Origin of the sequence: Deinococcus sp. YIM 134068 (genome assembly GCF_036543075.1) — a bacterium.
In the GTDB taxonomy this organism is placed as follows: Bacteria; Deinococcota; Deinococci; order Deinococcales; family Deinococcaceae; genus Deinococcus; species Deinococcus lichenicola.
On record NZ_JAZHPF010000003.1, the window covers coordinates 156,921 to 177,287 of the forward strand.

Genomic DNA, 20,367 nt, shown 5'->3' on the forward strand with positions numbered 1-20,367 from the left:
CTACTCCTCGGCCTCGGCCTCCGCCCGCGCCCGCTGCGCCGCCTCCCGCTCGGCCCTGATCTTGTAGACCTCGTGCATCCGCTCCAGCTCGCCCGTGCAGGGCTGCTGCTCGCCGAGGGGCAGGGCGCTGCCGCGCTCGTCCAGCGTCACGCACCAGCGGGCGGCGAACATCTTCTTGGCGGCCTTCAGCGCCGGGCCGGACCCCTCGCCACCGTTCTGGAAGAAGGTGACGACCGCGAAGTTGGGGTTGTTCAGCGGGCCGTAGCCCTCGTACCAGGCGTGCGTATAGGCGTAGTTGTAGCGGCGCGAGAGGCCGTTTTCCGCCGTGCCCGTCTTGCCGCCCGTGCGGACGGGGAAGAGCAGGGGGCCGACCTCGTGGCGGGCGGTGCCCGTGGGGATGCTCGTCGCCCAGGACATGCCCTCCTTGACGAATTTGAAGATGTCGGTGTTGCCGTTCCTCACCACGCTGACGGCGGGCTTTCGCGGCTGGGCCTTCCCTCCCACGCTCTTCAGGACGGTGAGGGGCCGCTTCATCCCATCGTTGACGATGGTACTCATGACCGAGATGAGCTGCGCGGGCGTGACGAGGACATCGCCCTGGCCGATGCTCATGTTCAGGCCGGAGCCGCCGTACCACGGATGTTCGGGGGTGGTGTAGTCGTCGATGTCGGGCACGTCGCCCAGCTTCTCGCCGACGAGTTCGAGGCCCGTGGGCGAGCGGAAGCCGAGTTCGGTGGCGCGGGCCTTGAGCTGGCGCGAGTACCCGGCGGGGCCGCCCTTGACCGCCGAGGTGTAGTACCACGGGTTGCAGGAAAAGGCGATGGCCTTGCGACCGTCCACCGGGCCGAGGCTGTAGCGCGCCCAGTTGCGGAAGGCCGCCCGCCCGAAGTAGTACACGGGCGCGCAGTTCGTGGTGAAGTTGCCCCACTTCTCGACGAAGGCGATGGTCGAGGTGAGCTTGAACACGCTGCCGGGGTTGTACGGCTGCACCACCCGGTTGCTCGTCACGGCGTCGAGCGCAGCGTCCTTGCGGTTGGGGTCTACCGCCCACTGCTTGGCGACCGGATCGGGGCCGGGCACCCGCGAGAACCAGTTGGGGTCGAAGGTCGGGCTGCTCGCCATCGCCAGCACCTCGTTCGTGCGCGGGTCGATGGCGATGACGGCCCCGCGCGTGTACGGGTCGGGTCGGCCCCCGCCCGCGAGGCGGCCCCGGTTCACGTCGGCCAGCCCCTCGCGGAGCGCGGCCTCGGCGGCCCGCTGGAGGGTGCTGTCGAGGGTCAGCACGAGGTCCTGTCCCTGCCGTCCGGGATCGATGATCCGCTCGGTGAGGGGCCGCCCGTTCGCCGTCACCTCGCGGCGGCGCAGGCCGTTCATGCCCGCCAACACCGACTGCTGGCTGTACTCCAGCCCGGAGATGCCCACCATGTCCCCGACCGCGTAGCCCTCCTCCTCGACCTGACGGCGGTTGGCCTCCAGCACGTAGCCCAGGAGGTGCGCGGCCAATTTGCCCTGCGGGTAGACGCGCTCCACCCGCTCGCGCAGCTCCAGGCCGGGCGCGAGGACCGTGTACTCGTACAGCGCCGCCAGCCGCTCCTGCGGGACGTTGCGGGCGAGGACCACCTCCGTCTCACGCTCGGGGTCGGGTTCGCGGGGCTGCCCGTTCACGAGGTCGCCCGGCCTGACTCCGGCGAGGGCTTGAATCCGGTCCCACGCGGGGATCGCCTGCGCGGGGTCCGCCGGGTCGCGCCGCCCGGTGTACACGAGGTCCACGGCGAGGCGGTTCGTGGCGAGGAGCACACCGTCGCGGGTGGAAATCTCCCCGCGCAGGGCGCGCACCACCTCGTCCCGCTGGAAGTTGCTCGCGGACTGGACGGCGAACTGGTCATGCCGCGTGACCTGAAGCTGGAAGAGCCGCCCGCCGAGGACCACCAGCGCCAGGCTGAAGCCCACGGCCATCACGCGGACGGGGAGGGCACCCGAGATGGGGGCAGCGGCCCGCCGTCCCACCCGGCGGCGCGGACGGGTGCGGCGGCCCAGCGCGTCCCCGGCCCGGCTCATCCCAGCCCCCCCTGCGACCCGGCGCGCGGCCCCAGACCCCAGCGCACGACCCTCTCCCACAGGGGGAAGGCGAGCAGCGTCGTCAGGAAGGCGAGGGGCACGGTGCGGATCAGTGTATCGAGCGTCACGAGGTCAGAGCGCAGCCAGTAGGTCAGGAACAGGAAGGCGAGCCACTGCCCCACCGTCGCCGCCAGGACCGTCACCACCGCCTGCACCGCGCCCGCCCCGGCCACGAGCCGCCGCACCGTGAGGACGAGCAGCACGCCGCCCGCCACCCCCGCCGCGTGGAGGCCCAGAACGCCGCCGCCGAGGATGTCCTGCGCCAGCCCCACCCCGTAGGCCCCCAGCAGCGCGGCGACCGGGGAGAAGCGCCACACGAGCGCCACCGCCGTCAGCAGGAAGAGGTTGGGCGGCGGCACGGGCGAGCCGTCGAGCAGCCTGGAGAGCGCCCCCTGCACCACGACGAGCAGCAGCGCGTAGAGGACGGGACTGACCCACCGCCCCGGTCCCCCCACCGCGAGGCCGGACCGCCCCCCCACGCCGGAGCGGATCACAGGCCCTCCAGCAGCGTCACGTCTTCCACCGCGCCCACGTCCACGGCGGGCCGCACGACGACCGCGCGGTTCACGTCGTTGGGGCCGAGGGGCAGCACCCGCTCCACGGTGCCCACCCGGATGCCCACCGGATACACCCCGCCGAGGCTGCTCGTGACGAGGACATCGCCGGGTTTGACGGGCACGCTGCGGGAGAACTGGGCGCGCAGGCGGTCGGGCGGGAAGCCCACCGCGAGGCCGCGCCCGCCCCGGCTGCCCTCCAGCGTGACGCCGACGCTGCTCTCGGGGTCCACCAGCCCGACCACCGTGGCGCGGTTGGCGCTGACGCCGACGACCTGCCCGACCAGCCCGCCGGGCACCGTGACGGGCATCCGCACCCGCACGCCGTCCTCCTGCCCCCGGTTGAGCGTGAGCCGGGCGAGCAGGGGGCTGGGGTCCACCGCCACGACCTGCGCCAGCCCCACCGCGTTTGGGGCCTGGGTCGCGCGAATCTGCACGACCTGTCGCAAGCGGGAGACCTCGCGCGACAGGAGTTCGTTGCGCTGGGTCAGCGCGTCGTTCTGGCGGCGCAGGTCGCGCACCTCACCCGCGAGGTTCCGTTCCTGCACCACGTTCACGTAGGCCCGGCGCACGTTGTCGGTGGCGGTGAGAACCACGCGCGTCACGGGTGCGGTCGCCCCGCTCAGCGCGGTCGGCGCGACGACCTGAAAGCGGGTGGCGACCATGCTCACGAGGAGGAGCGCGGCGTAGAGGAGCAGGAGTTGGCGGGTGGCTCTCATGGGGACTCCGGGGAGGGGTCGCCAGTCGCCAGTCGCCAGTTGCCGGGGAGGTCAGGCTCCTGCCGGGCGGGGGTGGGAGGGAAGATGAGCCGTCTCACAGGGATACGCGCGCCTCTCCCCCACTCCGAACCTCGCCCCAGACGGGCACGCCCGCCTCACGCAAGAGCCGGACGACCAACCCGAGCGGGAAGCCGACCACGTTGGAGTAGTCGCCGTCCACCCGCGCCACGAGCGCCATGCCGACGCCCTGAATGCCGTAGCCGCCCGCCTTGTCCAGCCCCTCGCCCGTGCGGGCGTAGTGGGCTATCTCAGCGTCCGTCAACTCACGGAAGGTCACGTCCGTGCGCTCCACGTCGCCCGCCGTGCCACGCGGGGAGACGACCGTCACGCCCGTATACACCTGATGGGTCCGCCCGGAGAGCCGCCGCAGGAAGGCGCGGTTCTCGGCCTCGCCCTCCGGCTTGCCGAGCAAGGAGCCGTCCACCGCGACCACGGTATCGGCGGCGATGACCACGGAAGTTGGATGCTCCTGGGCGACCGCTCCAGCCTTGAGGTTGGACAGCTCGCCCGCGAGTCGCGCCGGGTCCGTCTCCGGGCTGTCCTCGTCCGCGCCGCTCACGACGACCCGGAACGCCACGCCGAGGTGGGTCAGGAGTTCGCGCCGCCGGGGGCTGCCCGACGCGAGGACCACGCTCACGGCCACGCTAGTACCCTGCCCCGGCCCGCTCGCCCGCCACGAGCGCCACGCCGCCCGAGGTCCCCAGCCGGGTCGCGCCCGCCGCGATCATCGCCTCCGCGTCGGCGGGGGTACGCACGCCGCCCGCCGCCTTGATCTGCGCCCGGCCCGCGATCACTTCGGCCATCAGCCGCACGTCCTCCACCGTCGCCCCGCCCGTGCCGAAGCCCGTGGAGGTCTTCACGAAGTCGGCCCCGCCCCGCACCGCCGCCCCCGTCGCGCCCCGCTTCTGGTCCTCGTTGAGGTAACACGTCTCGATGATGACCTTGAGGACCGTCCCCGGAATCGCCCGCCGCACTGCGCGCACGTCGGCTTCCACCGCCTCCCAGTCGCCCCCCAGCGCCGCGCCGAGGTGGATGACCATATCCACCTCGTCCGCGCCCGCCTCCACGCTGAGCCGCGCCTCCACCGCCTTCTGCTCGCTCAGGACCGCGCCCAGCGGGAAACCGCACACGGTCGCCACCTTCACGCCAGACCCCGCCAGCTCGGCCACGGCGAGGGGCACGAAGACCGGATTGATGCACACGGCATAGAATCCATGCTCGCGCGCCTCGGCGCAGAGGAGGCGGATGTCGGCGGCGGTGGCGGTCGCCTTCAGGAGCGTGTGGTCGATGTACGGGGCGAGCTTCACGCCGTCCAGAATACGCGCCTGGAGGTAAGAACTCTAAAGGGACTCCGCCCCGCCCCGGCCTTTCCGGTACGCTCTGGGACATGACCGACCTCACCCCGACGCCCACGCCCGGCGACCCCTTCCCCACCTTCGCCCTGCCCGACGCGGAGGGCCGCACCCACCGCCTCGCCGACTACGCGGGCCGCTACGTCGTCCTCTACGCCTACCCGAAGGACGACACCCCCGGCTGCACGCGCGAGGCGTGCGACTTCCGCGACAGCGCGCTGCTCAAGGCCCACGGTGCCGCCATCCTCGGTGTGAGCCGCGACGACGCCGACAGCCACCGCGCCTTCGGGGAGAAGTACGGCCTGCCCTTCCCCCTCCTGACCGACGCGGACGCCGTCTTCCTGCGGACGGTGGGTGCTTTCGGCCCCAAGAACAGCTTCGGCAAGGTGACGGAGGGCGTGAAACGGACAACTTTCCTGATCGACCCGGACGGTCGCCTCATCAAAGCCTGGCCCACCGTGCAGGTCGAGGGCCACGCCGACGCGGTGGCCGCCGCCATCGACACTGACCGGGAGGCGCGAGGTGCCTGACCTGGAGGCCCTGAAGGAACAGGCCGCCATCCGCGCCGCCCTGCTGGTGGAGAGTGGGATGCGGGTCGGCCTGGGCACGGGCAGCACCGCGAAGTACGCGATTCTGGAACTCGGGCGTCGGCTCGCGGCGGGTGAGATCAGCGGCGTGGTCGGCGTGGCGACCTCCGACGCCTCGGAGGCGCTGGCCCGCGAGGTCGGCATCCCGGTGCAGCCCCTCGACCCCCGACCCCTCGACCTCGCCATCGACGGGGCGGACGAGATTGACCCGGCGCTCAACCTCATCAAGGGCCTCGGCGGGGCGCTCCTGCGCGAGAAGTTGACCGAGGTGCAGGCCCGCCGCCTCGTCATCATCGCCGACCACACCAAGCTCGTCTCCCGCCTGGGCGAAAAGGCACCGCTGCCCGTGGAGATTGCGCGCTTCGGCTTCCTGTCCACCATCGAGCGCCTGCGCGCCCTGGGACTGGGGGGACGATTGCGCCAGCCCGGCGCTCAGCCCTACGTGACCGACAACGGCAACTACATCTTCGACGCGCGGTTGCCGGAAACCTTCGACGCCCCGGCCCTCGAACGACAGATCAAGGGCACCCTGGGCGTGGTGGAGACGGGCTTCTTCCTCGGCATGGCGGAGGTGGCGTTTGTGGCCGCGCCGGAGGGGGTGCGGGAGGTGGGGCGGGGGTAAGGAGGGAGCACAAGAGCATCATTGCGACTTGTGTGAAGCTTCGGGCGGGCGTTGCTCGCCATCCCCCTCCCAACCTCCCCCACGAGGGGAGAGGAGCGTTGTTTGTGAGGGTTAGGCGGTGGAGTGGGTCACACGTCCCCTCCCCTCACCCTGGGCCTCTGCTTCGCAGCTCTCCGAGTCCCCCACGAGGGCAGAGAGAGAAAAGACGCTTGAGCTTTTGCGCTCTGAAAACCGTCACTCTCAACGCCCAACCCTTGTCCGTGAACCGACGCCCCACGCCACCACCACACCTTGCTCGCGGAGCTTCCTGGGTGGGCCTTCCAGATAGGGCGCAACAAGATCAGACCTTGCCAGCTAGAGAACACGCACTCCCACGCAGCCAACGAGCACTTTGCCTAGCGCAGCGCCACTCCCCCTGCCCCCTGTGGGAGGTGGGGGCAAACGGCGTAAGATGCCCTGCCCCTCCTCCATCACCCCACCAACCGCCGAAGCTGCCCCTCCAACACCCCCGCCTCCCGCGTCGGCAAGTCGCAGGCGTGCCCGACACACACGTAGGCCGTCCCCCCACCCGAACGCCCCTCCAGCACGGGCAACCCCTCCCCACGCTCGGCGGGTGCCAGCGCCGCGAAGGGCAGAGGATACCGCGCCACAACCCGCTCCAACGGCGCTCTCTCCTCACGCGTGCCGATGAGCGCGACCTCCACATGGGGCGCTTCCAGAAAGGCGGCGGCCTGCCACAGCCCCCCGAACCCGCTGACGGCGGCGAGCATATCTCCCCGGTAGGTCAGCACCGTTCGGCGTGCCAGCCGACCAGCCTCCTCGTCCCCGAAATACCGCTCCACCCAGAGGCCGAGGAGCGCGGCGGCGGCGTTGTCACTCAGCACGGCGGAGTCGAAGCCCTGCGCCTGCCGGGTGAGGAGCGCCTCGGCCCGCCCGCCCGTAGAGCGGAAGAGGCCCGCCTCCTCGTCCCAGAAGTCACGGCGCACGACCTCCCACAGCTCCCGCGCCCAATGCAGGTGCGCGAGGTCGCCGCCCGCCTGATACAGCGCGACGAGGCCGAGGGCGTACAGGGCGTGGTCCTCCAGCAACCCCTCCACGCGGGCCACGCCATCCTTGAAGGTGTGGCGGAGGGTGCCGTCGGGCAGGCGCAGCCGCTCGCGCACGAACTCGGCGTTGCGGCGGGCAAGGTCGAGGTAACGGCCCTCCCCCAGGATGCGGCCCGCGTCGGCGAAGGCGGCGAGGGCCAGCCCGTTCCACGAGGTCAGCACTTTGGTATCCGTGCCGGGCTGGGGCCGGGCCTGCCGCGCGGCGAGGAGGCGGGTGCGGGCGGCGTCCAGCCGGGCGGTCAGCACCCCTTCCGGCTCGCCCAGATCGCGGGCCAGCGCCTCGACGGGGGTGGGCACGTGCAGCACGTTTCGCCGCCCCGCGTCCCTCCGGTGGGGGTCCTCGAAGTTGCCCGCGTCCGTCACGCCGTACACCCGCAGCACGAGGTCGGCGTCCGGCCCGTCGCCCAGAACCTCGCGGATTTCAGCGGGCGTCCAGGTGAAGGTCAGGCCCTCCACACCCTCGGTATCGGCGTCCTGAGCGGAGGAAAAGCCCCCCTCCGGCGACAGCATCTCGCGCTCCAGATACGCCAGCGTCTCGCGGGCGAGGTGGGTAAAGCCCTCATCTCCGGTGTACTGCCACGCGCGGAGCAGCGTCCGGGTGAGCTGCGCGTTGTCGTAGAGCATCTTCTCGAAGTGGGGGACGAGCCAGCGGTCGTCCACGGAATAGCGGTGGAAGCCGCCGCCGAGCTGGTCGTACAGCCCGCCGCGCCCCATCATCCGCAGGGTGTGGAGGGCCATGTCGCGCCCCTCCGGCTGGGTGAGGAGGAAGTCGAGGGTCGTCGGCGCGGGGAACTTGGGCGCGCGGCCAAAGCCGCCCCGGTCGCCGTCATAGAGGCGGCGCAGGTTCTCCACCCCCCGGCGCAGGAAGTCGGCGGGGAGGTCTTCCTCCCCCGAGGCCGGGCGCGGACGGCTCGCCTCGCGGACGTGTTCGGTCAGCGCCCGCGCGTTGCCGAGCAGCCCCTCGCGGCCCTCCTGCCAGGTGTGGGCGACGGAGGCGAGGAGACGCGGAAAGCCCGGCATCCCATAGCGGTCCACAGGCGGGAAGTACGTGCCCGCGTAGAAGGGTTCGCCGTCCGGCGTGAGGAAGACCGTCATCGGCCAGCCGCCCTGCCCGGTGAGGGCCTGTGTCGCCGCCATATACACGCCGTCCACGTCGGGCCGCTCCTCGCGGTCCACCTTGACGTTGACGAAGTGCGCGTTCATGACTGCCGCCGTCTGAGCGTCCTCGAAGCTCTCGTGGGCCATGACGTGGCACCAGTGGCAGGTCGAGTAGCCGACCGAGAGCAGCACGGGCACGTCCCGCCGCCGCGCCTCGGCGAAGGCTTCCTCCCCCCACGGCCACCAATCGACCGGATTCTCGGCGTGTTGGAGGAGATAGGGGCTGGACTCCTGGGCGAGGCGGTTCATGGGGGCAGGGTAGCGGCCCCCGGTGTGAGTGTCTGGCGCGGAGGTCTCAAGGGGACGCGGAATAGACCACACATCCGCTTCCCGCCTCCGGCACGGCAAACTGTACCTGTATGGCCCAGCTCGACGCACAGACCGAACCTGCCACCCTCCCCATCGAGCAGCCGATTCGCATTCGTGCGGGCTTTTCCCTGACGTTCGACGTGCAATATCCCACGCCCATGCTGTTCGTGGTGCAGCCCCAGGAACGCCTCGGGGCCACCGGCACCCGCCAGCGCCTCGTGGACCAGCGGATGCTGGGGGCCGCCGAGGGCATCCACACCTACACCGACACCCACGGCAACCTGATCTGGCGTGTCCTCGCCCAGCCGGGAGAGTTCGTCCTCGGCCACGACCTGCTCGCGGAGGTGACGGGCCACGCCGACCCGGTGCTGCCGAACCTCCGCAAGCATCTGGTGGAGGAACTGCCCGACGAGACGATCACCTACCTTCTGCCGAGCCGTTACGTGGACAGCGACCTGATCAGCAACGAGGCGTGGGAGCGGTTCGGGCATATCCAGGGCGGCTGGGCGCAGGTGCAGGCGGTGTCGGACTTCCTGCAAGACGAGTGCGTGTACGGCTACGGCAGCAACTCCACGACCACGGCCAAGCAGGCGTTCGACAGCAAGCGCGCGGTGTGCCGCGACTTCGCCCACATGGGCGTGGCCTTCTGCCGGGCGCTGAACATCCCCGCCCGCTACGTGTGCGGCTACCTCCCCGACATCGACTTCGACTCGGGTGGCGTGCCGATGGACTTCCACGCGTGGTTCGAGGCCTTCCTCGACGGCGAGTGGCGCACCTTCGACGCCCGGCACAACGTCCCGCGCATTGGCCGCGTGCTCATCGCGCAGGGACGCGACGCCTCGGACGTGGCCTTTACCACCGCTTTCGGCAACGCCCGCCTCACCCACATGAAGGTGTGGGCCGACGAGGCGCGTCCCGGCGAGACGCTGGACGACGAGCCGTCGCCGCGCGTGGACTGAGGGGGCGGCAGGCAGGCCGTCAGGGGTCGGGAGGTCGAGGAGTCAGCGGTCGAGGAGGGGTTGCAGGGGCAGAAAGCGGGCGTCGAGGCGGTCCTCCCACGGGAAGGCACCCGCCCTGTCAAGCCATACACACTGGAGGGCCGGGAAGGGCTGGCGGCGGTAGAGCCAGACGGCGGTGCCCAGGTAATCCCGGAAGTGTGGTGCGGCGACCTCCACGAAGGCGCAGTCGTAACCTTCCAGCACACCCGACTCCTGCCGCCCGGCGGCGTAGCGCCGCTCACCCGCCTTCACGTCGTCCCCGATGCCGTTCAAAATTTGCTGCATCAGGTCGAGGTCGAGGCCGAAGATGATGACCTCCGGGTGATCGAAGCGGGCGTACAGGCCCAGCGTGAAGGCGAAACCCGGCCCCTCCTCGTCGGCAGGCACCTTGATCACGTGCCAGCCGTGGCGGCGGATGTCGTCCAGCATCTTCCTATCGGCGGCATCTTCGGGAGCGGGAAAGCGGAAAGTCACCCTCGCAGGCCCGCCAACAGCCGCTCCACATCCTCCAACGTCGTGTAGTGCCCGATGCTCGCCCGCACCACGCCCTCCGGGTACAGGCCGAGGTCCGTGAGGGGCTGCACAGCGTAGAAGTGCCCCGCCCCCGCATCCACCCCCCGGCGCGTGAGGCGGTCGGCGGTGGCCTCCGGCGTTTCGCCATCAACCCGGAAGGCGACGGTGCCGACCCGGCCCTCCGTCGTCGGGGGACCGTACACCGTGACGCCCGGCGTCTCCAGCAAGCCTTCGAGCAGCCGCCCCGCTACAGGCCGTTCCAACTCCGCAATGTGGGCGAAGGCCGTCTCCAGCGCCGCGCGGTTCAGCGTCTCGCCCCCGCCGAGGTCGCGCAGGTAGTCCAGCGTGCCGAGCCACCCGGCGAGGAGTTCGAACTGGGGCGTGCCGTGCTCCAGCCCGGTAATGTCCCCCTCCGGCACGAAGCTCAGGCGCGGCCAGGGCAAGTGCTCGCGCAGCTCCGGGTTCACCCACAGCGCCCCCAGGTGCGGCCCCCACACCTTGTAGGGGCTGAAGGTCACGAAGTCAGCCCCCCATGCCCGCACGTCGGGGAGGCGGTGGGCCGCCGCATGCACCGCGTCCACGACCGTCCACGCGCCCGCCGCCCGCACCTGCGCCGCCACGGCGGGCACGTCCACCGTCACGCCGAGGACGTTGCTCGCCGCCGTGACCGACACGAGCCGCGTGCGGGGCGAGAGCAGCGCGGCGAGGTCGTCCGGGTGAAGCCGCATCTCGGGCTGCCGCGCGTGCCACACCCGCACGGTCACGCCCACCCGCTCCAGCTCGCGCCACGGACTCGCGTTCGCCTCGTGCTCCAGCCCGCTGACGATCACCTCGTCGCCCGGCCCCCACAGCCGCGCGAAGGCCCCTGCCAGCCGGAAGGCGAGGGCGGTCGCGCTCGGCCCCAGCGCCACATCCTCGGGAGTCGCGTTCAGGAAGAGGGCCGTTCCCTCCCGCGCCCGGTGCTTGAGGGCCAGCACCTCCCGCCCCGGCGCGTGCCCCGGCATGGCGTTCGTCGCGCCGTAGCGGGTCAGGTGGTCCGTGATCGCCGCGATGGACCGCGTGGGCAGCAGGCCGCCCGCCGCGTTGTCGAGGTACGCGCGGCCCGAGGCGAGGGGCGGGAACTGTGCCCGGATGGCTTCGAGGGGGAGCGAGGTCAGGGTCATAGCAGCAGTCTAGAGACAGGAACTCGGGGTCATCGAAATCACCAGGAGAAGTTCTTCAGGGAGACGCTGGCGTTGGCCGTGCGAACCGTCTCGCCTGTCACGACGCAGGAGTATGGGTCGCTGGTTCGCACGGTGCCCTCCTGTGAGCTGACCATCCGTGCCTCCAGTTTCCAACGTCCGGGAAGGCGCGTGGGTCTGGTCAAGACCTCGTTTTGCATTTGAGGACCGGACCGCTTGTTCACCTTCTGCACGGCGAGTTCCGCCGTGGCCTGACAGAAGCCCACCACATCCGCCGCCGTCAGCAGGCGGTTCCCTTTGTGCCGGAGTGTGGCTGACCGGTTCTCGCAGGAGGTGAGAACCAGCAGGAGCAGGCCAAGCGCAAGACGGCGGGAAGGGGGCATCGGTGCGCCGAGTCTGCGCCCGGCACCCGCCCCCGTGCATTACTCTCTTCCCCGTGATCGACCTCATCGCCCGCAAAGCTTCCCCCGCCGGACTGCGGCCCGCCCTGCGCGCGGCGCTGGCGGCGGCGATGCGGCATTTCGGGGTCGAGGACCGGGAGGTGACGGTCGTGCTCGTGGGCGACCGGGCCATCCGCGCCCTGAAGCGCGAGCACTGGGGCGAGGACGCGGCGACGGACGTGCTCAGCTTCCCGACCTGGGAGCCGGGCGACCCCTTCATGCCGCCGCATCTGGGCGACATCATCATCAGCCTGGACACGGCGGCGCGGCAGGCAGAGGCGCGCAGGCACTCGCTGACGCGCGAGGTCGCCCTCCTCGCCAGCCACGGCCTGACCCACCTCGTCGGGCACGACCACCCCCACGCGGAGGGCCTGGGCTTCGAGGAGGGCGCGACCGGGGAGGAGTGGCAGGTCTTCCACGACGCCTGGAACGCCGCGCGGGCGGCTCTGCCCCAGGAAACGTGAGGCCGGGTCGGTGAGGTCGGAGGGGTCGGCCCTCTCGCTGCGGCGCTGGTGGCGCTCGGCGGGCTTTGCGTGGGCCGGATTCGTCTACAGCTACCGGGTGCAGGCCAACTTCCGCATCGAGGTCTGGGCGGGCGTCGTCGCAGTCGCGCTCGCCTTCCTCCTGCGCGTCCCCCTCTCTCCCATCCTCCTCTGCTGCACGCTCGTGCTGAGCCTCGAACTCCTCAACACGGCGCTGGAGGCGGTCGTGGACCTCGCCAGCCCGGAGCTTCACCCGCTCGCCAAAGTGGCGAAGGACGCGGCGGCGGGCGCGGTTCTCGTGGCGAGCGTGGGGGCGCTGCTCGTCGGCGCGGTGGTGCTGGGGCCGCCGCTGCTCGCGTGGGTTGGGCGGTGGATAGCTTGAAGGACGGATGAGTTTGAGTCTCGAAGCCAGGAAGAGACTCTTCGCCCCTCCTCTCGGCTCCGCCACAGGATGAGGCGGCATGCACATCGCCACTCCGCCCGAGATGTGCTAAACTCTCCTGTCTATGGAGCCTCCCAGTTCTGGCTCTGGTTTGACGCCCGGTGAACTCCGCCTGCGGGCGGCGTTTTTGCTGTGGCCCCCCTACCGGCGACCGACGCCTTCTCCCGGCCCACAGCGGCGGGGCGAGAGGCGGGCAGCTTGTGCCGCGCGGAACGCCGGGGCGCGATGGAGCGCGCCCATTCATGAATGACCTTTTAGGGATCGTCGCCCTGTTCGTCCTCGTGCTCGTCAACGGGTTTTTCGTCGCGGCGGAGTTCGCGCTCGTGAGCGTGCGCCGCACCCGAATCGACCAGCTCGCCGAGGAGGGCAACAAGACGGCGCGGGCGACCCAGCGCGCCCTGCAAAATCTGGACCTGTACATCGCCGCGACCCAGCTCGGCATCACGATGGCGTCCCTGGGCATCGGCTTTGTGGCCGAACCTGCCATCGAGCACCTGATCGAGCCGCTGCTGGGGGGGACCACGCTCAGCGAGGGGCAGATCACGGCCATCGCGTTCGGCGTCGCCTTCGCGGTGAGCACCGTGCTGCACATCGTCTTCGGGGAACTCGCGCCCAAGAGCTGGGCCTTGCAGCGCAGCGAGCAGGTGTCGCTGTGGGTGACGCGGCCCCTGCTGATCTTCACGGCGGTCTTCAAGTGGGCCATCCGGGGGCTAAACGCGATGGGCAACGGCGTGGTGCGCCTCTTCGGACTGCGGGGCGTGGCCGGGCACCACACCGCCTACTCGGAGGAGGAAATTCGCATGATCGTCTCCGCGTCCAGCCAGGAGGGCGTGCTGGAGGACGACGAGAAGGAACTCGTCTACAACGTCTTCGACCTGTCGGACACGACGGTGCGCGAGATCATGACGCCGCGCATCGAGATGGTGCTCGTGGACGGGGCCAGCCCGCTGCGGCGGCTGCTGGAGCTGAACACCGAACACGGCTACTCGCGCGTGCCCGTGTATCAGGACACCGCCGACAACATCGTGGGCATCGCGCACACCTCGGACATGCTGCGGCACCTCGACGCGCTCGACACGACCACCATCGCGGACGTGATGCGGCCCGTCTTCTTCGTCCCGGAGGGCATGAAGATCAACGACCTCCTCGCCAAGATGCGCGAGAAGAAGTCGCACCTGAGTATCGTGGTGGACGAGTTCGGCGGCACCTCGGGACTGGTGACGCTGGAGGACGCGCTGGAAGAGATCGTCGGCGAAATCTACGACGAGACCGACGACGACGAGGTGCCGCTCGTGGAGGTGCTGTCCGAGGGCGTGTACCTGATGAACGCGAGCCTGACGGTGGGCGAGGTCGAGGAGCGCCTGGGCAGCAACCTGGAGGACGGCGACGGCGAGTACGACACGCTGTCGGGCTTCATGACGAACCACTTCGGGGACATTCCCGAGGTCGGCCAGAACTTCGTCCACGAGGGCTGGGCCTTCACCGTCGAGGAGGCCGATCAGCGCCGGGTGGTACGGGTGCGGGTCGAGCGGGCACCCTACGTGGACGCCCTCGAACCCGCCGTCTCCGAGGAGCAGGCGCGTGAGTGAGAACGGGAACCCTCCGGTGCCGGACCCCCAACTGCTGGAGGGGGCGAAGGCGGCCTTCAAGCAGGCTTATGTGCCCTACAGCAGGTTTCGCGTCGGCGCGGCGCTGCGAACGCCGGATGGACGGGTCTTTCTCGGGGCGAACGTGGAGAACGCCTCGTACGGCCTGGGCCGCTGCGCCGAGCAGTCCGCCGTGCAGGCGATGGCGACGGCGGGGGCGCGGAAGTTCACCGACCTCGTGGTGTACTCGGAGGCCACGCCGCCCGCCAGCCCGTGCGGGGGGTGCCGCCAGATTCTCTTCGAGTTCAGCCCGGAGGCCCGCGTCGTGTGCGTCAACCATCACGGCGAGGTGGTGAGCGGCCTCGTCCGCGACTTCCTGCCCCACGGCTTCCGGCTGGAGCAGCGGGACGACGGGCACGGGGTGGGGACGAAGTAGAGGGCGAGGCGAGTGGATTGTGGGAAGTAGGGGGCCATGGAGGCCGGACCGCTTCCCACTTTCCGTCACCGCTGACAGTTCAGCCGGGTTCTGCGTGCGGCATGGTGCATGGGGCAGTGGCGTCCGAGCGGGCAGGAAGAGTCACGCTCTCGACGGGCCGCAGCGAGGGAAGAGCGTAGTGGACCGTGGTGCTTCGCTGGGCAAGGGCGAGGCCACCCGACTTCCTGAATACATCGGCCAGCAGCTTCACGCACAGACCGTTTCCGTGAAGTTGGAGGCCGGTGATCGTGCGGGTCCGCGTCACGCGGTTGGGTTCGTCTACCGGAGTCTGAGGCACCGCCGTCCGCGCCCCGCCCACCAAGTTCCACAGTCGCACCGTGTTGACTCCAGCGCCGATCAGGTACTTCCCGTCCCGAGTCCAGAGGAGCTGCCTCACGTTGCTGTTTTTCAGCACCTGCACCGTCCCGTCTGGTCGTGCCAGCCGCATCTGGCACGAGTCGTACTTAGGAATATCCCAGCAGAAGCGCACTGCCGCCGCGTCCCCACGTGGGAAAAGGAGGGTCTGGATAGGGTTGGCCGGGAAGTCCGCCATAGGCACCGGACCCTCGACGCGCACGATCCGACCTCCGGGAAAGGCAACGTCTACCTGTCGGATCAGGGACGGGACGGGAGGCAAGGGGGCGTCGGCTGTGAGCACCAACATGCTCCAGCCTACGCCTCCCACCTCACCTCTTTCGTCCCTCAAAAGGCTGGGAGGAGAACCGCTCCGGCTCTCCCCCCGACCGTCAAGCTATGGACCCCTGCCTCAGTCGTGCGCCCCCGCGAGTTCCTTGCCGAACTGCTGCGCCTCCGTGCTCCCGGCCAGCGCCGTCGTGCTGCTCTGGCCGCCGCCCGCCGCCTGCGCCACGAGGTCGAAGTACCCGGTGCCCACCTCGCGCTGGTGCTTGACGGCGGTGAAGCCCCGCTCCTGCGCGGCGAACTCGCGCTCCTGCAACTCCACGAAGGCGCTCATCTGCCGCCGCGCGTAGCCGTGCGCGAGGTCGAACATCCCCATGTTCAGCGAGTGGAAGCCCGCCAGCGTGATGAACTGGAACTTGTACCCCATCCTTCCAAGTTCGACCTGAAAGCGCGCGATGGTCGCGTCGTCCAGATTCTTGCGCCAGTTGAAGGACGGCGAGCAGTTGTAGGCGAGCAGCTTGCTGGGGAACTTCGCGTGGACCGCCTCGGCAAACCTGCGCGCGTCCTCCAGGTTGGGCACGGAGGTCTCACACCAGATCACGTCGGCGTAGGGGGCGTAGGCCAGCGCGCGGCTGATCGCCTGCTCGATGCCGGGGCGGACGCGGTAGAAGCCTTCCGGGGTGCGCTCCCCGGTGCAGAAGGGCCGGTCGTTCTCGTCAATGTCGCTCGTGAGCAGGTTAGCGGCGTCGGCGTCGGTGCGGGCGATGAGGACCGTGGGCACGCCCGACACGTCGGCGGCGAGGCGGGCCGCGTTCAGGGTGCGGATGAACTGGGAGGTCGGCACGAGGACCTTGCCTCCGAGGTGGCCGCACTTCTTCTCGGAGGCGAGCTGGTCCTCGAAGTGGACGCCCGCCGCGCCCGCCTCGATCATCGCCTTCATGAGTTCGAAGGCGTTCAACGGCCCGCCGAAGCCCGCCTCCGCGTCGGCGACGATGGGCACGAAGTAGTCGATCTCGTCCCTGCCCTCGCTGTGCTGAATCTGGTCGGCGCGGCGCAGGGTCTGATTGATGCGCCGCACCACGTCGGGCACCGAGGAGGCCGGGTAGAGGCTCTGGTCGGGGTACATCTGCCCGGCGTTGTTCGCGTCGGCGGCGACCTGCCAGCCCGAGAGGTAGATCGCCCTCAACCCCGCCTTCACCTGCTGCATCGCCTGATTGCCCGTCAGCGCGCCGAGCGCGTTCACGAAGGGTTCCTCCCGCATCAGCCGCCACAGCTTCTGCGCGCCGTGCCGCGCCAGCGTGTGCTCAATGGGCAGACTGCCGCGCAGGCGCACCACCTCGTCGGCGGAGTAGGTGCGGCGGATGCCCTGCCAGCGCTCCTCGGTCTTCCAGGTCTTTTCCAGAATCTCGGCGTGGGTGCGGGGGCCGTGTTGCTGGGAATGGGGGGTCATGAGGGTCCTCCTGTGGGGTGTGAGGGGGGCGGCCCCCGCCCGGCTGGGCGAGGGAACGGGGGGAAGGGAGGTTGGCGGACGCGCCTCCGGTGGGTTGGATAGCGTCATTGTGCCCGGCCCGCCCGGCGTTTGAACTGGTGGACTTGCCGCACGTCCCGGTACACCACTTCGGCGGGTCCACCACCGGCGGGGGCAACAGCAAACGTCCCACCTCGCCGTGAGGGGGACGCCCGAATGTCCTGCTGGTCGCTGAAAGCTGGCGGCTGGCCGCCCTCCCCTACACCCGGACGCTCACCCCCAGCCACGCCTCCAGCTCGCGCTCGAACTCGGCGTGGTGGTCGTGGTGGTAGAGCAGGCCGTGGAATCCGGCCACCCGCGCCGCGTCGATGTTCTCCTGCACGTCGTCCACGAAGGCGACCTGCGAGGCGGGCACGCCCATCGCGCCTTGCAGGGCAGAGAAGGCGTCGGGGTGGGGCTTTTTCTGCCTCAGCTCATTGCTGAACACGAGCGCGTCGAAGCGGGCGAAGCGCGGATCACGGCGCAGGTGGTCGCTGACGACGGGGTAGTTGTTGCTCAGCAGGCCGACGCGGACGCTGCGGGGCAGGGCGGCCAGGGTCGCGTACATGGGCGCGTTGTCGTGGACGCTGCCGAGGTACAGGGCCTCGAACTCGTCGTAGGGCAGGGTGACGCCCGTCTCCTCCTGCATCGTCACCCAGAACTGCGGCAGGGTCCACTCGCCGACCTCCAGTTGCCGGACGTGCCGGAAGTAGCTCTCTCGCACCCGCTCCACGGGCACGCCGCTCCGGTCGGCGACGTTCTGGGTGGAGCGCCCGTCGAAAGTGCCGACGGTGAACACGCCGCCCCAGTCGAAGGCGACGTGACGGGGGGTGAGGGGGGTCTGGGGGGTCATGCCGGGCATTCTGGCGCAGGGTGAGAGGTGGGGCGGGGCGGCTGTTCAGACGGAGGGAAGCGGCGGCCCGCCTTCGAGACTCCGGCTTCCGCAAACCCTGGACTTCCCGCGAACGGCGCAGAAGGCGGAGGGCAGAGGGGAGCACGCCGACACCGAGCGCCCGGTACCCTCTGCCCCTGACCTTCCGTTCTCCGGCATCCACGTTCGCGGAAGGGCTGATGTTCCCCCTGAGCGTGACGCCTCGACCGCCACACCCAACGGACCCATCCTCCCCGCCCCCCGGCCCCCCAGTCCTTCAGGCTGAGCCGCCACCCGACACCCTATACTGGGCCGCCATGACCAAACAGCGCATTCCCATGACGCAGCGCGGCCACGACAAGCTCGTCGAGACGCTGAACCACCTCAAGACCACCCGCCGCGAGCAGATCAGCGAATACATGGGCGCGGCCATCGCCGACGGCGACCTGCGCGAGAGTGCCGCCTACGACGAGGCGCGGATGCAGCAGAGCGAGAACGAGTCGCGCATCATCGAACTGGAGGAGCAGCTCGAGCGGGCCGTCATCGTCGCCGAGGACGCGGCGGGCGGCGCGGGCCTGGGCGCGCGGGTGCGCGTGCGCGACGAGAAGGGCAACGAGCGCCAGTTCGAACTGGTCGGCACTTACGAGGTGGACGTGCTGAAAAACCGCATCAGCGACGCCAGCCCCATCGGCAAGGCGCTAAGCGGCAAGCGGGCCGGGCAGACCGTGACCGTGCCGCTGCCGAAGGGGACGGCGAGGTTCGAGGTGCTGGAAGTCACCTACGACTGAGGCGGGAAGCTCGCGGGGCCAGGCAGGGGCTTAACGGAACTTGTAGAAGCGCGACGATGAAGGCAGGGAGAGTGGGCGGGGGAGGAGCCGCCTCTCCTCTTTTTTGCCATAGCAGCCGCCTATCTCCAAAAGGGATGGGCGGCTTACATCTCGACTTGCCATACCCCTTACCGGACAAGTCAAGCCGCCCGCCAAGTGAGGATGGGTACAATACGGGCGCTCTTCTGGAATCACTTCCAACCCGCATTCATCCAGCCACGCTCTCACCCCACGGAGGTCCCGACCCATGACGATTCCACGCTCCAGCGGCGTGTTGCTCCATCCCACCAGCCTGCCCGGCCCCTACGGCATCGGGGAGCTGGGCGAGCGGGCCAGGCAGTTCGTGGACTGGCTCGCGGCGGCGGGGCAACGTTACTGGCAGGTCATGCCCCTCGGCCCCACCGGCTACGGCGACAGCCCCTATCAGGCGTTCAGCGCCTTCGCGGGCAACCCGTACCTGATCGACCTCACCACGCTGCGGGAGGAGGGGCTGCTTCAGGAGGGCGACTTCACGGCCATTCCCGACTTCAACGAGGACCGGGTGGACTTCGGCCTCCAGTATGTGTGGCGCAATCAGATGCTGGGGCGGGCCTACGCGCACTACGCCTCGAGGGACTCCGCGAGTGTGAAGGCCGAGTTCGAGGCGTTCGGTCGGGAAGAGGCCGCGTGGCTGGACGACTACGCCCTCTTCTCGGCGCTCAAGGACGCGCACGGGGGCCTGCCGTGGAACGCCTGGGAGCCGGGCACCCGCGACCGCGAGCCGGAGGCGCTGTCGAGCGCGCGGGCGTCGCTGGCCCCGTCCATCGAGCGCGTGAAGTTCGTCCAGTTCCTGTTCTTCCGGCAGTGGACGGCGCTGCGCGAGTACGCCCGTGAACGCGGCGTGCAGGTGATCGGGGACATTCCCATCTTCGTGGCGATGGACTCCAGCGACGCCTGGGCCAACCGCGAGGGGTTCTTCTTCGACGAGCAGGGGCAGCCGACCGTGGTGGCGGGGGTGCCGCCGGACTACTTCAGCGAGACGGGGCAGCTCTGGGGCAACCCGCTGTACCGCTGGGACGTGATGGCGGCGGACGGCTTCAAGTGGTGGATCGAGCGCTTCCGGGGCAGCCTCAAGCTCTACGACGTGATCCGGGTGGACCACTTCCGGGGCTTCGCGGGGTACTGGGAGATTCCCTTTCCCGCCGAGACCGCCATGCACGGGCGCTGGGTGCCCGCCCTGGGCTACGAGATGCTGGGTGCCGTGCGGGGGGCGCTGGGCGACGTGCCCATCATCGCCGAGGACCTGGGGGTCATCACGCCCGACGTGGAGCGGTTGCGCGACGACTACGGGCTGCCGGGCATGGCCGTGCTCCAATTCGCCTTCGGGGGCGGCGACTTCAGCGTGAACGACTTCCTGCCACACAACCTGCGTGAGAATCAGGTCGTGTACACCGGCACCCACGACAACGACACCACGCGCGGCTGGTGGCGCAACGCCGACGAGCAGGAGCGGCACAACTTCCGCGTGTACACGAACAGCAACCCCAGCGAGGAGACGTTCGCGTGGCAGCTCACGGAACTCGTCTTCGGCACCCGCGCCAACCTCGCCGTCGTGCCGCTGCAAGACCTCCTCAACCGGGGCAGCGACGAGCGCATGAACCTCCCCGGCACCACGGGCGACCACAACTGGACCTGGCGCTACCGCGAGGGCGACCTCACGGACGAGTTGGCGGCGCGACTGCGGGAGTTGACGGAGAGGACGAACAGGAGGGTGTAGGTCGTGGGTTGTAGGTCGTGGGTTGCAGGTCGTGGAGGCAGGGGCAAGAGCTTCTGCCCCCACCT

The 20,367-nt window shown here is 70.0% G+C and carries 21 protein-coding genes; 9 read left to right on the forward strand and 12 right to left on the reverse strand.

Annotated elements, in window-relative coordinates; all coding sequences use genetic code 11:
• The 5 genes from V3W47_RS05105 to deoC form a co-directional block, all read right to left on the reverse strand.
• Entirely contained in the window at positions 1-2,058 is a 2,058-nt protein-coding gene (locus V3W47_RS05105) for a peptidoglycan D,D-transpeptidase FtsI family protein (protein WP_331824101.1), read from the reverse strand.
• Positions 2,055-2,612 carry a Rod shape-determining protein MreD gene (locus V3W47_RS05110; protein ID WP_331824102.1) on the reverse strand — a complete coding sequence of 186 codons (558 nt, stop codon included), beginning with the start codon at positions 2,610-2,612 and terminating at the stop codon, positions 2,055-2,057. Before V3W47_RS05110 ends, V3W47_RS05105 begins: the two co-directional genes overlap by 4 nt.
• Positions 2,609-3,391, reverse strand: coding sequence for a rod shape-determining protein MreC (gene mreC, locus V3W47_RS05115; protein WP_331824103.1), 783 nt, complete (start codon positions 3,389-3,391; stop codon positions 2,609-2,611). The genes V3W47_RS05110 and mreC overlap by 4 nt, the downstream gene beginning before the upstream one ends.
• 94 nt (positions 3,392-3,485) lie before the next feature.
• A complete protein-coding gene (locus tag V3W47_RS05120; RefSeq protein WP_331824217.1) occupies positions 3,486-4,088 on the reverse strand; it encodes a Maf family nucleotide pyrophosphatase in 603 nt (200 codons plus the stop codon).
• Between the two features lie 7 nt (positions 4,089-4,095).
• Positions 4,096-4,758, reverse strand: coding sequence for a deoxyribose-phosphate aldolase (gene deoC / locus V3W47_RS05125; RefSeq protein ID WP_331824104.1), 663 nt, complete (start codon positions 4,756-4,758; stop codon positions 4,096-4,098).
• A gap of 80 nt (positions 4,759-4,838) precedes the next feature.
• On the opposite strand from deoC, the gene prxQ reads away from it, so the two are divergent.
• The gene (prxQ, locus tag V3W47_RS05130; protein WP_331824105.1) at positions 4,839-5,333 is read left to right on the forward strand and encodes a thioredoxin-dependent peroxiredoxin PrxQ; all 495 of its coding nucleotides are present in this window, start codon (positions 4,839-4,841) and stop codon (positions 5,331-5,333) included.
• Positions 5,326-6,012: a ribose 5-phosphate isomerase A gene (gene rpiA, locus V3W47_RS05135; protein WP_331824106.1), complete on the forward strand. Its 687-nt coding sequence runs from the start codon at positions 5,326-5,328 to the stop codon at positions 6,010-6,012. The genes prxQ and rpiA overlap by 8 nt, the downstream gene beginning before the upstream one ends.
• 470 nt (positions 6,013-6,482) lie before the next feature.
• Here the strand turns inward: rpiA and V3W47_RS05140 are convergent, their stop codons facing one another.
• Complete coding sequence (locus V3W47_RS05140; RefSeq protein WP_331824107.1) at positions 6,483-8,525, reverse strand: thioredoxin domain-containing protein; 2,043 nt, start codon at positions 8,523-8,525, stop codon at positions 6,483-6,485.
• Between the two features lie 110 nt (positions 8,526-8,635).
• Here V3W47_RS05140 and V3W47_RS05145 point away from each other — a divergent pair, with 110 nt between their 5' ends.
• On the forward strand, positions 8,636-9,544 hold the full coding sequence (locus V3W47_RS05145; RefSeq protein WP_331824108.1) for a transglutaminase-like domain-containing protein: 909 nt from the start codon (positions 8,636-8,638) through the stop codon (positions 9,542-9,544).
• A gap of 42 nt (positions 9,545-9,586) precedes the next feature.
• On the opposite strand, the gene V3W47_RS05150 is transcribed toward V3W47_RS05145, so the two are convergent.
• Genes V3W47_RS05150 through V3W47_RS05160 form a run of 3 tightly spaced genes read right to left on the reverse strand, consistent with a single transcriptional unit; the run spans position 9,587 to position 11,660 of the window.
• The gene (locus V3W47_RS05150; protein WP_331824109.1) at positions 9,587-10,012 is read right to left on the reverse strand and encodes a DUF4262 domain-containing protein; all 426 of its coding nucleotides are present in this window, start codon (positions 10,010-10,012) and stop codon (positions 9,587-9,589) included.
• A 41-nt stretch (positions 10,013-10,053) separates the two neighbouring features.
• Positions 10,054-11,259: a cysteine desulfurase-like protein gene (locus V3W47_RS05155; protein WP_331824110.1), complete on the reverse strand. Its 1,206-nt coding sequence runs from the start codon at positions 11,257-11,259 to the stop codon at positions 10,054-10,056.
• Between the two features lie 38 nt (positions 11,260-11,297).
• Positions 11,298-11,660, reverse strand: coding sequence for a hypothetical protein (locus V3W47_RS05160; protein ID WP_331824111.1), 363 nt, complete (start codon positions 11,658-11,660; stop codon positions 11,298-11,300).
• A gap of 53 nt (positions 11,661-11,713) precedes the next feature.
• Between V3W47_RS05160 and ybeY the strand changes: the two genes are divergently transcribed.
• The 4 genes from ybeY (at position 11,714) to cdd (ending at position 14,663) form a co-directional block, all read left to right on the forward strand.
• Entirely contained in the window at positions 11,714-12,181 is a 468-nt protein-coding gene (ybeY, locus tag V3W47_RS05165; protein WP_331824112.1) for an rRNA maturation RNase YbeY, read from the forward strand.
• Positions 12,182-12,191: 10 nt separating this feature from the next.
• Complete coding sequence (locus V3W47_RS05170; protein WP_331824113.1) at positions 12,192-12,581, forward strand: diacylglycerol kinase; 390 nt, start codon at positions 12,192-12,194, stop codon at positions 12,579-12,581.
• Between the two features lie 302 nt (positions 12,582-12,883).
• Positions 12,884-14,230, forward strand: a complete 1,347-nt coding sequence (locus V3W47_RS05175; RefSeq protein ID WP_331824114.1) for a hemolysin family protein — start codon at positions 12,884-12,886, stop codon at positions 14,228-14,230.
• Positions 14,223-14,663, forward strand: coding sequence for a cytidine deaminase (cdd, locus tag V3W47_RS05180; RefSeq protein ID WP_331824115.1), 441 nt, complete (start codon positions 14,223-14,225; stop codon positions 14,661-14,663). The genes V3W47_RS05175 and cdd overlap by 8 nt, the downstream gene beginning before the upstream one ends.
• Before the next feature lie 79 nt (positions 14,664-14,742).
• Here cdd and V3W47_RS05185 read toward each other — a convergent pair whose 3' ends face one another.
• From V3W47_RS05185 to V3W47_RS05195, 3 genes are all read right to left on the reverse strand, one after another.
• Positions 14,743-15,279, reverse strand: coding sequence for a hypothetical protein (locus tag V3W47_RS05185; protein ID WP_331824116.1), 537 nt, complete (start codon positions 15,277-15,279; stop codon positions 14,743-14,745).
• 189 nt (positions 15,280-15,468) lie between these two features.
• A complete protein-coding gene (gene aceA / locus V3W47_RS05190; RefSeq protein ID WP_331824117.1) occupies positions 15,469-16,791 on the reverse strand; it encodes an isocitrate lyase in 1,323 nt (440 codons plus the stop codon).
• A 277-nt stretch (positions 16,792-17,068) separates the two neighbouring features.
• The gene (locus tag V3W47_RS05195; RefSeq protein ID WP_331824118.1) at positions 17,069-17,701 is read right to left on the reverse strand and encodes an HAD family hydrolase; all 633 of its coding nucleotides are present in this window, start codon (positions 17,699-17,701) and stop codon (positions 17,069-17,071) included.
• Between the two features lie 335 nt (positions 17,702-18,036).
• Between V3W47_RS05195 and greA the strand changes: the two genes are divergently transcribed.
• Together greA and malQ are read left to right on the forward strand one after the other, a co-directional pair.
• The gene (gene greA, locus V3W47_RS05200) at positions 18,037-18,507 is read left to right on the forward strand and encodes a transcription elongation factor GreA (protein WP_331824119.1); all 471 of its coding nucleotides are present in this window, start codon (positions 18,037-18,039) and stop codon (positions 18,505-18,507) included.
• A 286-nt stretch (positions 18,508-18,793) separates the two neighbouring features.
• Positions 18,794-20,302 (forward strand): 4-alpha-glucanotransferase, encoded by a 1,509-nt coding sequence (malQ, locus tag V3W47_RS05205; protein WP_331824120.1) that lies wholly within the window; start codon positions 18,794-18,796, stop codon positions 20,300-20,302.
• Positions 20,303-20,367: the final 65 nt, after the last annotated feature.

Coding starts and splice junctions, on each gene's coding strand:
- mreC (WP_331824103.1), bottom strand. CDS start 3,391: ATGAGAGCCACCCGCCAACTCCTGCTCCTCTACGCCGCGCTCCTCCTC.
- prxQ (WP_331824105.1), top strand. CDS start 4,839: ATGACCGACCTCACCCCGACGCCCACGCCCGGCGACCCCTTCCCCACC.
- V3W47_RS05105 (WP_331824101.1), bottom strand. CDS start 2,058: ATGAGCCGGGCCGGGGACGCGCTGGGCCGCCGCACCCGTCCGCGCCGC.
- V3W47_RS05150 (WP_331824109.1), bottom strand. CDS start 10,012: ATGCTGGACGACATCCGCCGCCACGGCTGGCACGTGATCAAGGTGCCT.
- V3W47_RS05175 (WP_331824114.1), top strand. CDS start 12,884: ATGAATGACCTTTTAGGGATCGTCGCCCTGTTCGTCCTCGTGCTCGTC.
- V3W47_RS05140 (WP_331824107.1), bottom strand. CDS start 8,525: ATGAACCGCCTCGCCCAGGAGTCCAGCCCCTATCTCCTCCAACACGCC.
- malQ (WP_331824120.1), top strand. CDS start 18,794: ATGACGATTCCACGCTCCAGCGGCGTGTTGCTCCATCCCACCAGCCTG.
- V3W47_RS05145 (WP_331824108.1), top strand. CDS start 8,636: ATGGCCCAGCTCGACGCACAGACCGAACCTGCCACCCTCCCCATCGAG.
- greA (WP_331824119.1), top strand. CDS start 18,037: ATGACCAAACAGCGCATTCCCATGACGCAGCGCGGCCACGACAAGCTC.
- V3W47_RS05195 (WP_331824118.1), bottom strand. CDS start 17,701: ATGACCCCCCAGACCCCCCTCACCCCCCGTCACGTCGCCTTCGACTGG.
- V3W47_RS05155 (WP_331824110.1), bottom strand. CDS start 11,259: ATGACCCTGACCTCGCTCCCCCTCGAAGCCATCCGGGCACAGTTCCCG.
- V3W47_RS05160 (WP_331824111.1), bottom strand. CDS start 11,660: ATGCCCCCTTCCCGCCGTCTTGCGCTTGGCCTGCTCCTGCTGGTTCTC.
- aceA (WP_331824117.1), bottom strand. CDS start 16,791: ATGACCCCCCATTCCCAGCAACACGGCCCCCGCACCCACGCCGAGATT.